Source organism: Microvirga sp. VF16, from assembly GCF_016864375.1.
Classification (GTDB): domain Bacteria; phylum Pseudomonadota; class Alphaproteobacteria; order Rhizobiales; family Beijerinckiaceae; genus Microvirga.
In genome coordinates this window covers 847168-863388 of the sequence record NZ_CP069355.1, presented here as the reverse complement: position 1 = coordinate 863388, position 16221 = coordinate 847168, and the positions used below count along the sequence as shown (strand labels likewise).

Sequence of the window (16221 nt, the reverse complement as noted above, 5' to 3'; positions counted from 1 at the left end):
GTCCTAACCTAGAGGGGTAGCAACTGTTTTCGTGCGCAGTCTGCCGACTAGAGATTGACCCTGAATAACCACTGCGGCTGCGCAGCTCGGCTTTTCCACTCCGCGGGCGTGAAGCATTGCCGCGAAGATCGAGCGTGTCATCCCGGGCTGTTCCGCCTCTGATTGAAGCGTCGAGCTGCAAACAAAACTGGTGATGTGTAATATTATTTGAAACGCTTGCTGCACGTCCTGTGCTGTTTTGCAACAAACATAGCTAGGTTGAAGAGTAGGCTCTGGAACGTTCTCACTGGGGCCGCATAGAAGGTCATCCAAACTCAGAGCTGCACTGCGAGAGGTTGAAGATAATGCATCTGGATATCGTTCACGGCTTCGGGATTGAGGAATTTCGAACACGGGTTTCTCGAGCGCAAGCTTTGATGGCTGAAACCGCACTGGACGGCCTGCTGCTGACATCGATGGACAATATTCGCTATTTCGTCGGCATCGATTCGACCTTTTGGGAGAGCTATACAAGACCTTGGTTTCTCTTGGTGCCGGCGAGCGGCGAGCCTATAGCCATCGTGCCCGGGATTGGAGAAAGCGTAGTCCGGCAGACCTGGATAACAGACGTACGGACCTGGCCTTCACCCCGACCGCACGACGAGGGGACATCTCTAGTGACCCAAGCGATTTCCAACTTGAAGCGCCGTTATGGCCGGGTTGGTGCCGAACTTGGGTCTGAAATGAGACTGATGATGCCGGTTATGCAGCTGAATGCCATCAGCCATGGCCTTTCCGGCGTCGAGATTGTCGATGGAACCTCGGTCCTTTGGCAATTGAGGATGATCAAGAGCCCCGCTGAAGTTTCAAAAATCCAGCGCGCGATTGATATCGCAGGAAGCGTGTACGCACAGGTTCCAGATTTTGTTTCGTTAGGAACCAGTGAGAGGGAAATACGGCGCCAATTCACAATGCGCCTGTTGAGCGAGGGTGCCGACCAAACTCCGGTTGTAATATGCAGAGCTGGTCCGGGCGGCCCGGTAGAGATCACCGCAAGCCCAAGCGATCGTCCGTTGGCGGACGGCGACATCCTGTTCATTGACACTGGAACGGTGTTCGACGGCTACTACTGTGATTTCGATCGAAACTTCCAAGTGGGAAAGGCTACTAGCGCTCTCCTGATTGCGCAGGAACGGGTCTGGGAAGCGAACGAAGTGGGCATCAGGGCGGCGAGACCCGGGGTCACTGCCGGTCACGTCTTCGAACAGATGGCGAAGTTTTTATCGTCAGGCGACCGTGATCTCAACAGTAACGGTCGAATGGGCCATGGCCTTGGGCTGCGTATCACGGAACCGCCGTCCGTGAAACTTGAGGATGACACAGTACTCCAGCCCGGTATGGTCCTCTGCATTGAACCAGGGCTTGAGTACGAACCGGGGAAAATCCTTCTCCATGAAGAGACTGTGCTAATTACTGAAGACGGAGCGAAGTTGTTGACCTCGCGTGCACCGCAGCAACTGCCGCAGCTTCACTAGAGACCTTTCTAATTTTGAGGGTTGGCACGGGTGCGACCCAACGCTCCGGCTGTGCCAATTCGAGAACAGGTGCTCCGCATCGGCTCCGTTTATGAGGCACGCGTTTCAGTAAGCGTTGATTTTCGGCATGAACGCTTTGCTTCTTTGTTCCAAAGTTTTGGCTATTTCGAAGTCGCAGCTCATTATTCGAGGATTGAACCTTGGTTACATCTCCACGCTCACTTGGAATCCTGAATCTTGAAAGAGGACTGGTCGCCGGTGAATCGCCAGCGGAAAGCGACATCGACGCGTTCAAGGAACGTCTGGATTTTCCGATCATCGCGGAAACTGTGACGGGGGCGTGGGCCGACAACGTCATACAAGGCGATCCGGCGCTTGAGCCAGCCTATGTTGCGGCGGCACATCGTTTAGTGGAGCGCGGAGCAATCGCGATCAGTGCAAACTGTGGGTATTCCGTACGGCACCAGGCGGCAATCGCCGCCGCAGTCAGCGTCCCTGTAGTCGCGACCAGTCTGATCCTCTTACCACTTCTTCTCCGGCAGTATCCAAGCTGGGCGAAAATCGCTGTAATTGCCGCAGACTCGACGTGCCTCGACGACGAGATGCTGGGTATCGACGATCCAACCGAGCGCAAACGCATCGTTGTTGGCGGGATCGAAGGAGGTATCTTATGGAAGAATGAGATGAAACGTCCGGCATTGTGGACTGAACCGGCTGACGTTGAAGCTGAAGTGTCCACGTGTGTGGCGCGGCTTCGCGCCGACCATCCGGAGATTGCGGCAGTTCTATTCGAGTGTACACTATTCCCACTAGTGGCGCCGGCTATTCGTCGGGCAACGGGACTTCCCGTCTACGACATCACGACACTATGTCAACTCACGTTCTCTTCGGTCGCATGACTAAGCCTGATGGGTAACTATCTTATGTGAATAATTGTGTACCTGACCTCAGCAGCATCGCTGCTATGATCTGCATGGGATGCTTCTGCTGGTGGCGATGCTTTGGTGAGGACCGCCGCAAGGTCAAAATCTGCAGTCTGCAGTACATGACGAGCTCTGTGGATCGAACTGCCGCGCTGAACCACGAGCATCACGCCAAGGACGCCCACCGCTGCTGCGGCCCGGCGCCGGATGCCCACCTTGTCGCCGAGAAGGGGAATCGAGAGGGCCCAATGAGACAGCAGAGAAGGAGCACCTGGAGGCGATCCTGAGCAAAGCACGCGGCTCGCCCGGCCAGTCGAACCTCCACTCTGAGCCTCCACCAGACCTGTCACCCAGTGCCACTTGTCAGGTCTGCGGCACAAACCGGATCTGCGGACCTCGCTACACGGACGCGCTCAAGGAGGTGGTATGGCGGTTGTTGGTTTTCACGGGCGGGTGGCCGAGCCAGGCACAGAGTTCCTCTAAGGATGGGAAACTGTGCTCGATGTCCCGAAACGGTAAGGGCCGCTTACTCCGCGGCAGATCCTCGAGAAGTTCGGCGGTCCACTTATAAGGCTGGCGCAAGCCGCTTCTGACGACGCTGGCCACGATAATCTCATTGAGAAAGAGGTCATAGGCGCCGGGCGCCAGCTGGATCAAACGGTACGTCATTCAGGTGTTTTGTCAGTGGGAAGTTGTCGATCGTTGCACTCATTGGTTCTGGCAGCAGCCGCGTCACGAGCCGAGCGATAGCCAAACGGAATATTTGGACTGTACCACAAAGGCTGCTCCATCTCCGGTGCCCGAACTCGGCCCATCCAGCAGCCGGAGAGCTCCGTCGTGCTACCGAATGCCGGCGGTGGAAGGTGATCCTCCATCTCAGCCCTTCTCCTCGCTCCGGCGCTTGATCAGCTTTCGCGATTCCACGAGGAGGGTTTCGCGGTCGGGTGCGAGAAAGATGGTCGGACGGTGTCCCTGACGCGCGACAAAAGACACCCATCCGGAATGCGTTGGGCCAAACCGGATCCGATGATCCAGAAACTCGACCTCCTCGAGCAGGCTGGGATCGTGCAGGGCTTGCGAGGTCATGTCAGGTTGGGCCGTCATCGCTCAAGCCTCACGCGCTGTGGCCCCTCGCAGGGCAATGGCGGGGACGCAAACGAGACAAGCTCCGCAAAGAAGAGCTCATTCACGAGCGCGAGCGATGTCCCGGAGTCCGTCAGGATCATGGCCTTGTGCTCCAGGATGATCTCGGGGCGCGGCTCGTCGGCTGAACCGCTGAACCAGGGCAGCTCCTCGACGGGTTCAGCAACGAGCGGCCAGGCATTGGCAACCTGCGTGCGGCGGACAGGGTGGAGCGGCGCGATGACGGTCCCGAATGGGATGGACGTCTGGTTCAGAGTCTCGTTCATGGCCGCTGTCAGGCGTTGCGGCACGAACCAGTTCTCCGCGGCCGCGAGGGCAAGAGAGCCCCGCATTAGACGAACCTGCCGGTAGTGAACGGCCTCAGGTGCAGTAGGACCTAACGCGGCCATGACCTCATCCGGCACGATGGCAGGTGCGAAGCGCTGACGGACATCGACGGTGATCGGCCCGTGGGAGAGGCCATGCTCCTCGCACCAGGCCAGCAGGGTATCCGTTGCTGACGCACTGGCGATCAAACGGGTGCTCAGCGCCCAAACCAGGGCTTCGGTGTCCGACGCTATCGTCATGACGGTCGGGGCCCCTCTGCAGCGGGCGAAGCCTGGCGATCCATCACATGCGAGACCAGCTCCAGCTCACGATCGGACAGAGCCCTTGGCGGCGGGGTCAGAAGCACGTTGTCGATCAGGCGCGTGGGGCCGACAGTGGCCGCGACACACAAAGCGGCGGGCTGCTCGACCAGGCCCTGAACAGCCGCCAAGGTCCTGGCATCCCGCAGCTCGAGGTACTGCAGCTGATCGACCTCGGTGATGTGCGACCGGGCGATTTCCAGCAGCCGCTGGCTGTCCTGCTCCCCCTCCCCGTACGCTGCCTGGGCGGCGAGCAGACCCCGGCTGAGACAACCGGCGCGCTCGCGGTCAACCGGGTTCAGGTAGCTGTTGCGGCTGCTCATGGCGAGGCCGTCGGGCTCGCGCACGGTCGGCACCGTGACGATCTCGACAGGCAGGTTGAGGTCGCGCACCATCTGCCGGATCACGGCGCATTGCTGAAAATCCTTCTGGCCGAAGAAGGCCACATCCGGCTGCACGATGTTGAACAGCTTGGCGACCACGGTCGCCACGCCCTGAAAATGCCCGGGGCGGACTGCGCCGCACAGCGGCTCGGCCACAGGGCCGGGTTCGACATGGGTCTGGAAGCCCGGCGGGTAGATCTCGCCGGCATCCGGCATGAAGATCATGCTCACCCCGGCCTTGCGGCAGAGGTCGTGATCCTGCTCGAGCGCACGCGGGTAGCGGTCGAGATCCTCATTGGGCCCAAACTGTGTTGGATTGACAAAGATGCTGACCACCGTGATGTCGCAGCGGGCAACGCTCTCGTCGATGAGCGCGCGATGGCCCGCATGCAGGAAACCCATGGTGGGCACGAACCCCACCCGCAGTCCTGACCTGCGGTAGCCGCGCAGGCACTGGGTCAGCGATTTGATCATGCGGAAGGTTAGCATGAAGGGCCTCATGAGCGGGTGGAGAGGTCCGATGCCCAAGCGGAGACCGCCGCATGCGCCGCGGCCGGGAGGGCATAGGACTCGGCGGGTGATGGGAAGACACCGCGGCGCACGTCCTCGGCCCAATGGGTCAGAGCCTGCTGCAGGACACCAAAGCCATCGACATAGGTGCGCACGAACTTGGGCTGATGCCCCTGTGTCAGGCCGAGCACGTCATGCAGGACGAGCACCTGGCCCGAGCAATGAGGCCCCGCCCCGATGCCAATGGTTGGAATGCTCAGGATCTCGGTGACCCGGGCTGCCAACTCGGACGGGATGCCCTCGAGCACGAGCGCAAAGCAGCCCGCCTCCTCGAGCCGGTGAGCGTCCTCCAGGATCTGCACAGCGTCCTCGGCTGCCCTGCCCTGCACCTTGAAGCCGCCCATGGCATGCACGCTCTGCGGGGTGAGGCCGAGATGGCCCATGACCGGGATCTCGCACTCCACGAGCGCCCGGATCGTCTCGGCACGCTTTTCCCCGCCCTCGAGCTTCACGGCGGCAGCACCGCGCTGGAGAAAGCCACCGGCATTGCACAAGGTGTCGTCGAGGCTGAGGTGATAGCTCAGGTACGGCATGTCGGCCACGAGCAAGGCACGAGGCCTGGTGCGAGCGACGGCTTCGAGATGATGGTTCATCATCGCCATGCTGACCGGCAGCGTGTTGTCGAAGCCCAGACACACATTGCCGACGCTGTCGCCGACCAGGATCATGTCCACGACAGGATCAGCCAAGCGTGCCGTGACGGCATCGTAGGCTGTGGTCATCACCAACCGTCGGCCATCCCGCGCCCATTGCTGTAAATGGGGAATGGTGATGGCCGGTGCATCGATTGTGGAATGATGGCTCATGCGTACCTGCGCAACATTGAGGCCGTAGAGACAACCCGCCACGTGTTCACAATCAGCTCAAAATAAGCTGCCGTTGCCCGAAGCCCACGTTTGGGAGGAGCGACCCACGCGGGTCGATGCGAGTCGCGCAAGGCCATTAGCATTAAGGATCGCGCGAGGAAATCCCGTGTCGCACATGTAATCGTTTACGACATTAAATTAATTCTCCGGCTTTTGTACTGTGTCGGGTAGAACACGGAATACAGATGTCCCGTGGAGCTTTCCCGGTCGTCCTGCTTGACCAAATCGCGCGATTTGCGCTTGTGCCTCAGCTGGACGGCATTGGCGAAACGCCAATTGTACGATGCGGGAGTACCACCTCCGTGCCCGAGTAGAGCGAGCCTCTTCGATCCAGCTCTGTCGCGAATTACGCGTCTCGTCGCTTGCGATCATTTGGCTCGAGCAGAACAAACGCACTGTCTGCGGTCAAAGGACAGCAAGAACAATCTCAATCACGGGATCGATAGAGAAATCCAACTCTTGAACCCAGGCTCGTCGCCTCGCTCCTCGTGTTCCGAGCGCGACGCCCTTCTGTTCGTTCATCCGGGGTCCATGTGCGGTGTTAATCTCAGCGGGCCTCCTGGGGAATCGACGTCGATGCTCGCAGCCCGAGACCGACCATAATTGCGAGCTGGAGCGATGACGCTGCCTGGCAGCCGACGAGGTACATCGGCAGCCGTCACGAAGGATTGCGCAATGAGGAGCGGCAGCAGAGTACAATCCGGATTGACCACAATATGCTGGCAGCAGCTATGAATTGAAATGACTGTCCCACAGCCCAAGAAAGCGCGGATGCACTTCTGCAGGCGCAGGCGGACGCGCGCGACCCAGACCGTGACCAGGTTAGTGGCGGGACAAATACGGGGCCGGCTCGCGTTTGCGGGCCAAGCTCGTCGGCCGCTCGATCGACAGCGTCATGTGAGGCGGCTCCTCCCCCGCGTGCAACTGGAGGACGCGCTCGTCCAGTTCCTTGTCGGCCGTGGTGAGGCGATGATTGAGGCGCAGGTAGTCGGTCCAGGTCGGCGTCTGGAAAGTTTCTGTCCAACGCAATGGCTCCTGAAGGTTGCGCTGGAGGGTCCAGCGCCGGGCGCCGACGCGGCTGTGCACGTGCCGGCGTTCCCGCATGAGATCCAGGAACGGCGCAACATGGGTGTCGGGGATCAGATACTCGACCTTGACGACGATGGGTCCGCTTCTCGGCTTCAGGTCGAGGGCCACCGCCGGGGCGTCGAAAGCATCCAGAGGATCAGACCCGGAGCCACGGTGCTCCCGCAGCGGGAACAGAACGCCGGCTGCCGCCACAAGCACCAGAGCCCCTGCGGAACCCTCCAGCGCCCAGGTCAGGGAATGGTTCTGAGCCACCATGCCCCACAACCAACTGCCGGCTGCAAGACCGCCATCGACCAAAGCGTAGTAGATCGAGATGGTGCGCCCCACGACCCAGCGCGGGCTCGCCAGCTGCACGCTCACGCCTAGCCCGGACCAGGCGCTGACCCACCCCGCGCCGCCCAAGGCAAGAGCAACAGCCGCAACAGTCACCGAGGACGTCAGGGCAAGGGAGAGGGAGCACGCTGCACAGGCGAGGCAGGCCAGCGTCATCAGCCTCTCTTGTGACAAGATCCGTCTGAACACACTGTTGGCGATGCCGGCCAGGAACGCGCCCGTCCCAAAGCCGGCCATCGCAACGCCGAACGCGACGGGTCCTCCTGCCAGTCGGTCGCGGACCACCAGGGGCAGCAGCGCGAGGATGGCGATGCTGGCCAGGCCAAACAGGGTTCCGCGGGCGATCGCCGCCTTGATCTCTGCGGACAGCGCGGTAAAGCGCAGCCCGTCATAGATGGCCGTGCGCATAGACTCGCGCGGGAGCGGCGACGAGCGAATCTTCCACTGGCAGCGCCAGATGGTGCCCAGAGGGACCAGGTAGCTGAGTGAGGTGACAATGAGGGCTGTCAGAAGGCCAAACGAGGCCACCACGAGGCCGCCGAGCGCCGGGCCAATGGTGCGGACCGTGTTGAAGCCAACGGACAGAAGGGTCACGGCCGCGGGAACATCCCGTCGGCTCACGATGTCGCCCACCGAGGCTTGCCAGGCGGGATCGTTGAGAGCGGCGCCAGATGCGATCAGGAAACTGAAGCCGAGGATCATCCACGGGCTGACAAGGCCCAGCGCCACGAAAATGGCCAGCATCGCCGATGCGATCGTCATCAGGCCCCAGCCGGCGAGCATGATCTTGCGACGGCTGTAGTTGTCGGCGACCGCCCCGACGAAGACAGACAACATGAACACCGGCAGGGTCGATGAAGCCTGCACCAGCGCCACCATCAGATCGGACGTCGAGATCGTCGCCATCAGCCAGCTGATGGCAACCGTCTGCATCAGCCACCCGAGATTGGAGACCTGCATCGCAAGCCAGATGGAGCGAAAGGTCGGGTTCCTGAGCGGCGCGAACGTCGTTGGCGCCACGGGAGCTGCGTCTTCACCCGCGCTGCTACCCATTGTGTCGGCCGTGCTCGCTGTACGTTTCATCGGCTTCCGTTTCTTCCAGAGGTTCGGTTCCGATCAGTTTTGCCGCCGCGGAGGTGGATCTATACCGATTGTCAATGTGGACAAGAGCGCCTCCCCCGCAAGACTACCATTTCAATCTACATGATACTTCAATCCGCCATGGGCTGCCTGCACGCCGCTGTCATAACCTATGGCAGCTGAGAGCATAAATAGACCGCCGTCCACGCAGATGATGCGGCAGGGGCTACCAGAAAAAGATCAATGACCGTTCGTGGCCGATTATTTGCAATTCGGTTCAACATGACATCTCTTGATGGGTAAGCGTTCAATCGAATCTCTTCGCCTGCGACCCACCTTGAATATCGCTCCTGTCTCACGCGCTCCCGCGAGCACATCTTGTGAAGACGATCCCGTCCAGGCACCACTCCGACCGGTCTTTGATCGAGGTGCGCAATGCGAGACGGGCCGATGGATCCGCCAGTGACCGCGTCCGCGGGCGGAAAGCACGTAGCAGAATCAACCTTGGTGCGCAGACATGCTTCTAACTCGACCAATCCTCGTTGCTCAAGGAAACGAGTTTCCGTTTTCCAGCCGGGTTTTAGAAGATTATTTCTCATGGAATATAGAAGCGGCAGAAACACTCTCATGCGAGACAAGGGCGTCTTGCGAGAGCGAGCATGATTGACCTGGGATCATCCTTTAAGATGAAACAGCAAGCTTCATTGCCCATGTGACTCAAGCTCCAACGTTCTTCAAAGCAGGCCTAGTCTGTCACTCCGGCGAAAGTCATCAACCGATCAGGTAAATCGCACCGGTTATGCCGGCCATAGCCATAGCCAGGTAAAGCAAGCGGAATCCGATGGATGGTCGGCGGCGGACCCACTGATGTTCATCGAGATGCAGAAGGTCATCGTCATCCTCTGGGTGCATCATGCGTCTCCCAGCTTTGTGGGGGTTAGAGTTGCCATGACCGCTGACGCGCGACCGCGTAACACCCGCAGGCGATCTGTTCGAGGCCGGAGCCGTCCGTCACGGTGATGGCCCCGCGGCGCTGCCGGATCAATCCCGTTGACTGGAGCCCACACGTGACCAGACTGACCGTCGACCGCTGGACCCCTAACATGCGGGACAGGTGCTCGTGCGTGAACGGCAAGCTCGCCTGATCGGCGCGATCCCGCATGGTCAGGAGCCAGCGGCAGCAGCGCGCCTCAACGTCGTGGGCGATGGTGCAGGCCATCGTTTGAAGAGCCTCCGCCAGCAGGGCCGCTTCGTAGCGCAGAAGAGGATCCCGCAGGCTTAGTCGCTCCTCGAACGCACGATGCAGGACGCCAGCGTCAATGCGGGAGGCGCTGCCTGGGGTCTGAACAACATAGCGCCCCAGAGACTGGCGTGTCACAAGCGTGCTGGCCGAGCCAACCATTGCCTCCCACCCGAGCACCGCCGTTTCGACGGTTCTGCCATCGGGGAGAGCCGTCATGAGCGAGACAACGGCCTCATGCGGAAAGTACACGAACGGCATGCCCTCGTTGGTCTCGTAGAGCACGGTATCCTTCTTCAGTTCGACCCACTCGAGGTGTGGCTCAAGATGCGCGAAGTCGTCCGGCTGCAGGGCTGACAGCAGCCGGTTAGCGCGACGGGAAGACTGGCGCGAGGATGATGACATGGCGACGCTCCTGAGCCTCTTGGCCGTTAAGCCTGGCTCGCGGCCTTGCTGCCGAGCGCCACCTGCGCGGCCGCAAGGCGCGCGATCGGCACGCGGTAGGGCGAGCAGGACACGTAGTCGAGCCCGGTCGCTTCGCAGAAGTGGGTCGACGCCGGATCGCCGCCATGCTCGCCGCAGATCCCGAGCTTGATGTTGGGCCTCGTCTTCTCGCCGCGCTCGACGGCAAGCTTCACCAGCTCGCCGACCCCCTCCTGATCGATGGTCACGAACGGATCGGCGGGCAGCAGCCCTTTCTGCGTATACGGACCGAGGAACGAGGCCGCATCGTCGCGCGAGATGCCGAGCGTCGTCTGCGTCAGATCGTTGGTGCCAAACGAGAAGAACTCCGCCGATTGAGCGATCTCGGCCGCACGAAGCGCCGCGCGCGGCAATTCGATCATCGTGCCGACCTGATACTCGACGGTGACGCCGGATTCCTTCGCCACTGCTTCCGCCATGGCGACGATGCGCCCCTTCACGAGGTCGAGCTCGGGCTTCGTCATCACGAGCGGCACCATCACCTCCGGCACCACCGGCTGGCCTGTCGTCTTGCCGGCTTCCACCGCCGCCTCGAAGATGGCGCGTGCCTGCATCTCGGCGATCTCGGGGTAAGCGACCGCCAGACGGCAGCCGCGGAAGCCGAGCATCGGGTTGAACTCGTGCAGCTCGCGGGCGCGGTGCTTGAGCTTGTCGACGGAGGCGTTCATGGCCCTTGCCACCTCCTCCATCTCCTCTTCCGAATGCGGCAGGAACTCGTGCAGCGGCGGATCGAGCAGGCGGATCGTGACGGGCAGACCGCTCATGATCGAAAACAGCTCGGCGAAGTCCTGGCGTTGCATCGGCAGCAGCTTGGCAAGCGCCGCCCGGCGGCCAGCCTCGTCGTCGGAGAGGATCATCTCGCGCACGGCGACGATGCGGTCGGCCTCGAAGAACATGTGCTCCGTGCGGCAGAGCCCGATACCCTCCGCGCCGAAGTTGCGCGCGGTCTTGGCATCGAGCGGCGTTTCCGCATTGGCGCGCACCTTCATGTGGCGCACCTTGTCGGCCCAGCCCATGAGGGTGGCGAACTCGCCCGACAGCTCCGGCTGCAGCATCTCCACTTGGCCCAGCAGCACCTGGCCGTTGGAACCGTCAATGGTCAGCACATCACCCTTCTTCAGTGTCTGCCCCGCCACCGTCAGCGTCTGCTTGGCATAATCGACGCGGATCGATCCGGCGCCCGAGACGCAGGGTTTGCCCATGCCGCGGGCCACCACGGCGGCGTGCGAGGTCATGCCACCGCGGGTGGTCAGAATGCCTTCCGCCGCGTGCATGCCGTGGATGTCCTCAGGCGAAGTCTCGACGCGCACCAGAATGACCTTGTGACCGGCCTTCTTGGCCGCTTCCGCATCGTCCGAGTTGAACACGATCTCGCCGGACGCAGCACCCGGCGAGGCCGGCAGGCCGCTGGCGAGGATCTTGCGCTCGGCCTTGGGATCGATGGTGGGATGCAGCAATTGGTCGAGGGCCGCCGGCTCGACGCGGGTGATCGCCTCCTCCTGCGTGATCAGGCCCTCGGAGGCGAGCTCCACGGCGATGCGCAAGGCGGCTTTCGCCGTGCGCTTGCCGTTGCGGGTCTGGAGCATCCAGAGCTTGCCCGTTTCGACCGTGAATTCCATGTCCTGCATGTCACGGTAATGCTTTTCGAGAATGCCGTAGATGCGCACCAGCTCGCCATAGGCGTCCGGCATCGCGCTTTCCATCGAAGGCTTGTCGGAGCCCGAGGCGACGCGTGCTTTCTCGGTGATGTCCTGCGGCGTGCGGATGCCCGCCACCACGTCCTCACCCTGAGCATTGATCAGGAACTCGCCGTAGAGCTCCTTCTCGCCTGTCGAGGGATTGCGGGTGAACGCCACGCCAGTGGCGGAGGTCTCCCCCATGTTGCCGAAGACCATGGCCTGCACGTTCACCGCCGTGCCCCAGCTCGCCGGAATGGCGTGCAGCTCACGGTACTTGATGGCGCGGTTGTTCATCCAGGAGCCGAACACGGCGCCGATGGCGCCCCAGAGCTGCTCGTGCGGCTCCTGCGGGAAGGGCTTGCCGAGCTCCTTCTCGACCAGCGCCTTGTAGCGCGGGAGAATGGCTTTCCAGTCCGCGGCGGTCATGTCGGTGTCGAGCGAGTAACCCTTGCGGTCCTTGTACTCGTCGAGGATCTCTTCGAAGTGGTGATGCTCGATGTCGAGCACCACGTTGGAATACATGGTGATGAAGCGACGGTAGGAGTCATAGGCGAAGCGCTCGTCGCCCGCGCCCTTGGCCAGCGCCGCGACGGTGACGTCGTTGAGGCCGAGATTGAGCACCGTGTCCATCATGCCGGGCATGGAGGCCCGGGCGCCGGAGCGGACCGAGACGAGCAGCGGATTGGCGGCATCGCCGAAGGTGCGGCCGGTCAGCTTGCCGACGAAATCCAGGGCATTGGCGACCTGGCTTGTCAGCTCCTCGGGATAGGCGCGGCCGTGGTCGTAGTAATAGGTGCAGACCTCCGTCGTGATGGTGAAGCCCGGCGGCACTGGCAGGCCTAAGTTGGACATCTCGGCCAGATTGGCCCCCTTGCCGCCGAGCAGGTTCTTCATCCCCGCCTGGCCCTCGGCCTTGCCGTCCCCGAAGGTGTAGACCCACAGTGCTGTTGTGCGATTGGCCTGCCCAGACGCGAAATTCAAATCATCCACCGTGGGTCTCCTTTGGTGAGAGCGCTATTGTTGCAAATCTGGACTTGGCCGAGACCCCGGTATTCGAACACGTCTCTCGGCCGGCTTCTCGACTGCGGGCCACAACGAAGTCATGCGGCTTGGAAGCGCAATTCGCACCTGTAGCGATCGGCAGCCAGATCCTTGTACGGGACCTCCGGCACCTGATCGGATATCAGGTCAGCCGGGACACACCTGGAGCCACAAGCCATCGTCCAATCAGGGGTGCCGTGTCCTGGGTTCGTGCATAGGTTCCCGTATCGGGTTCTGCCAACCACAGGCGTACCGTTCGGGGTCATCGGCCGCGGTCCGCGCAAGCGCTGGCTGAAACCGGCCAGTTCCGCCGTGCCGACGACGACTCTATCGAGGATGAAGACGCACATGATGTGATTCTCAAGGGAATATGTTTTGAAAGTGGTGGCGGGAGTCTGGGCAGCGTAGGCAACGGACCTGATCTCCTCGCAAGAATGCTGACAAGCCGTCGAACGGCTCACCAGGTGGTGTCATGAATGCTGGGCAAGTAGGCTGGAACGATCCAAGCTAATTCCGATGAAGCCTATGCGCGTAGCACTCGTCCCAAGGCTAATAGCTGTGGCACGGTGATCGGGTCGCCGCCATCCAACGCCAGCGGGTGCGAGGCGAAGATCGCAACCACCATCTCCGCGTTTGGCGCAACATAAAGCCGTTGGCCGTGGATTCCTCGAGCTTGGAATGAGCCCAGTTCGTCGTGCGACACCCACCACTGGCTGCGATACGAGTAGCCTGTCCCAGTCTCTGCGGGACCGCAACCACTCTGCACGTCACGAACGAAGGAAGCGGGAATGAGTTGCTTTCCATGCCATTCGCCTTGGCGGCGCATCAACTCACCAAAGCGCGCAAAGTCCCGCAGCGTAGCGCCCAGCCCCCCTTCAGCCAGAGGCATTCCACCCGGGTCGATTTCAAGGTATCCGTCTTCTTCACAGCCGAGTGGTGCCCACAGGCGCTCCTGTAGTAACTGTGCGAACGACTGGCCAGTCACACGCATCATAATCCAAGCAATTACCTGTGTGTTCAAGCTCTGGTAGACGAACTCCCCGTGCGCACTACCCTTGCGGATGGTGCGCAGGTAATCGCATGACGTGCCTGGTCCATCATAACCGGTCGGTCGTGGCAGCCGACCGAAGGCCCATCTGTACCTCGAGATGTCGGATTGGTCGTCAGCATAACCCTCGTCGAAAGCCAAACCAACCTGCATATCCATCACCTGACGCAGCGTGGCGTCCTCCCACGCCGTATCCTTCAACTCGGGCAGATAGTGCGAGACCAACTTCGACTGGTCGACCACTCCCTCATCCGTGAGTAGCGCGGCCAGCGTGCCAGTATAGGATTTCGTGCAAGACTGGCATTCGTGGGGCATGTGCGGCTCAAGGGCGCCAAGGTAGCGCTCATACACGATCCTTCCGCGATGAAGTACCACGATCCCATCGGTATAAGTATCGAGCAGAGCATCACCGAAGCGTCTGGTCTGCCCACTTGCGTCGACGAACGTGAGCGCATCGATCTCGGCGGACATATCTCGACGATCGAACAGCGAAGGCATGCCTTGCCCGCGCCAAACAGTCACCGTCGGCATGAGCTCACGCATGTGCGAAAACGACCAGCGGATCTGTGGGAACTCGCGAAACTTGCCCCCTTCGAAAGTTATGCGCTTATCGGCTGAGGGGGGAGCGCCAAGCATCCAGCCGATCTTGCGTGGATCGGACTCGTGTCCATCGAGATAGCGGTGTCCCTCAAGCTCGATCATACCCATCGAGGTCTTCCTCTATAGTGGTTCCAGTAGATGTTTCGTTCGGCGGCGCCTCAGAGAAATAGTCGGCGCTCGGAGATGAGGACTGGTGGGGGTTCTCGATAACAATCGACTAAACCGGAGGTGTCCGTTCATAAGTCTCGCGTTGAATAGGGCACAATGTTACCTTTGATTCCATTCGGGCGAATTGGGGCACTCGTTTCCGAGGCCGCGACGGCGTGTGCCAGCGAAAGGCACACGCCCCAACATCATTCCCCGGACAGCGTCAAGCTATGTAAAGTTCCTCGGGCCCTGCTCCCGAAAGCGTTTCGATGCCGGTGTCGGTAACCAGGTAGGTTCCACCCAGCATCACGCCAAGCCTATCTTGCGGGAGTGATAGCCAGGAATGAACGTAGAAGGTCATACCGGGAGCCAAGATCCCATCCGAGAACCGATCAAGTTGAAGTGCACTCAACCAAATCGGAGGATAGGCAAGGCCGATTCCGACGCCGAAGCGCATCTGCGCGGCTTCATCAAGGCCGGCTCGCTCGATGGGCTTGCGCGCGGCAATATCGATATCGGCGACCTGCGCTCCGGGACGGCATTTCTCTAGCCCCGCCACTAGGGATTCGCGCCCAACATCGTAGAGCTTTCGTGCTCCGACGCCAGGCTCGCCAGTGGCCATGGTTATCATGGATACGCTGTGGTAACGCCGGGCCACACCCGCGAATTCAAGGTGCACGAGTTCGCCGGAACCAATAATCTTCGGCATCGGAGTAGCATGGCCGGCGGCCGAGCGCGAGCCGCTTGCACATTCTATCGGAAGCGCCGGATAGTCGCTCCCCGCTTGCCTAGCGGCATTCTCGACAGCCGCACACAACGCGATCTCGCTGATCCCTGGCTGCAAGGTCCTGCGCGCGGCTTCCAGACCCAGGTTTGCATAGCGGGCAGCTTCACGCATGAAGTCAATTTCCGCCGGCGACTTTACAAGCTGGATCCAGTTGAGGAGCTGACTCACGTCATCGAACTTTGCTCCACCCAAAGCTTGTGCCAAGGCATTGGTATAGCTTCCGGTTACGGCAGGCGACTGCATATCGAGCCCCAAGCGGCCATTCGCGATGCCATAATCGTGAGCGATCTCCGCTACTACTGTGGCAACATCGTCTACAAAAAGCTGATAAGTCCGTACATTTTTCAGCCACGATGTTTCCTTGACCAAAGGTAGATCCAAGTTGCGGACCAACAATGTCGGATCTCGGTCATCATGAACGCTAAGGATAAGGGCTTGCGGGCAAATACTCGCACAAACGGAGTCATATCCCACTAGATAAAAGAGATTCTCTGGCGCGACGATGATACATCCGTCTAACCCTGCTGCGGCAAGGCGCTCACGGGCCTTGGCGATACGAGCCCTGTGCTCGGCTTCGGAGAAAGCCGCAAAAGGTATTTGATCATTCATATTCTGCTCTCGTGCTACATCGATGGACATTTGCTGCTAAGCAAATTCTGTTTGTTGAAA

General features: G+C 60.8%; 12 protein-coding genes and 1 pseudogene. 2 read left to right on the top strand and 11 right to left on the bottom strand.

From position 1 onward, the window contains the following. Window positions 1-344 precede the first annotated feature (344 nt). Together JO965_RS29465 and JO965_RS29460 are read left to right on the top strand one after the other, a co-directional pair. Window positions 345-1514: a Xaa-Pro peptidase family protein gene (locus JO965_RS29465; protein WP_203444469.1), complete on the top strand. Its 1170-nt coding sequence runs from the start codon at window positions 345-347 to the stop codon at window positions 1512-1514. 200 nt (window positions 1515-1714) lie between these two features. Further along, window positions 1715-2413 (top strand): hypothetical protein, encoded by a 699-nt coding sequence (locus JO965_RS29460; protein ID WP_203444468.1) that lies wholly within the window; start codon window positions 1715-1717, stop codon window positions 2411-2413. 423 nt (window positions 2414-2836) lie between these two features. Here JO965_RS29460 and JO965_RS29455 read toward each other — a convergent pair whose 3' ends face one another. From JO965_RS29455 to JO965_RS29410, 11 genes and pseudogenes are all read right to left on the bottom strand, one after another. Continuing rightward, complete coding sequence (locus tag JO965_RS29455; RefSeq protein ID WP_203444467.1) at window positions 2837-3106, bottom strand: hypothetical protein; 270 nt, start codon at window positions 3104-3106, stop codon at window positions 2837-2839. Window positions 3107-3313: 207 nt separating this feature from the next. Further along, window positions 3314-3541 (bottom strand): hypothetical protein, encoded by a 228-nt coding sequence (locus JO965_RS29450; RefSeq protein WP_203444466.1) that lies wholly within the window; start codon window positions 3539-3541, stop codon window positions 3314-3316. Then, window positions 3538-4146: a hypothetical protein gene (locus JO965_RS29445; RefSeq protein WP_203444465.1), complete on the bottom strand. Its 609-nt coding sequence runs from the start codon at window positions 4144-4146 to the stop codon at window positions 3538-3540. Before JO965_RS29445 ends, JO965_RS29450 begins: the two co-directional genes overlap by 4 nt. Then, a complete protein-coding gene (gene panC / locus JO965_RS29440) occupies window positions 4143-5078 on the bottom strand; it encodes a pantoate--beta-alanine ligase (RefSeq protein WP_203444464.1) in 936 nt (311 codons plus the stop codon). The genes JO965_RS29445 and panC overlap by 4 nt, the downstream gene beginning before the upstream one ends. Window positions 5079-5086: 8 nt before the next feature. Continuing rightward, window positions 5087-5965 carry a 3-methyl-2-oxobutanoate hydroxymethyltransferase gene (panB, locus tag JO965_RS29435; RefSeq protein ID WP_203444463.1) on the bottom strand — a complete coding sequence of 293 codons (879 nt, stop codon included), beginning with the start codon at window positions 5963-5965 and terminating at the stop codon, window positions 5087-5089. Between the two features lie 882 nt (window positions 5966-6847). Then, window positions 6848-8500 carry an MFS transporter gene (locus tag JO965_RS29430; RefSeq protein ID WP_203445544.1) on the bottom strand — a complete coding sequence of 551 codons (1653 nt, stop codon included), beginning with the start codon at window positions 8498-8500 and terminating at the stop codon, window positions 6848-6850. Between the two features lie 964 nt (window positions 8501-9464). Further along, window positions 9465-10172 carry a Crp/Fnr family transcriptional regulator gene (locus JO965_RS29425; RefSeq protein WP_203444462.1) on the bottom strand — a complete coding sequence of 236 codons (708 nt, stop codon included), beginning with the start codon at window positions 10170-10172 and terminating at the stop codon, window positions 9465-9467. Window positions 10173-10198: 26 nt separating this feature from the next. Next, window positions 10199-12823, bottom strand: a complete 2625-nt coding sequence (gene ppdK, locus JO965_RS29420) for a pyruvate, phosphate dikinase (RefSeq protein WP_246777060.1) — start codon at window positions 12821-12823, stop codon at window positions 10199-10201. Window positions 12824-13029: 206 nt separating this feature from the next. Next, window positions 13030-13302, bottom strand: a pseudogene (locus JO965_RS48265) (D-amino acid dehydrogenase); the annotation flags it as partial. Between the two features lie 191 nt (window positions 13303-13493). Next, entirely contained in the window at window positions 13494-14726 is a 1233-nt protein-coding gene (locus JO965_RS29415) for a serine hydrolase (RefSeq protein ID WP_203444461.1), read from the bottom strand. A 262-nt stretch (window positions 14727-14988) separates the two neighbouring features. Beyond that, window positions 14989-16191: a Xaa-Pro peptidase family protein gene (locus tag JO965_RS29410; protein WP_203444460.1), complete on the bottom strand. Its 1203-nt coding sequence runs from the start codon at window positions 16189-16191 to the stop codon at window positions 14989-14991. Window positions 16192-16221 lie beyond the last annotated feature (30 nt).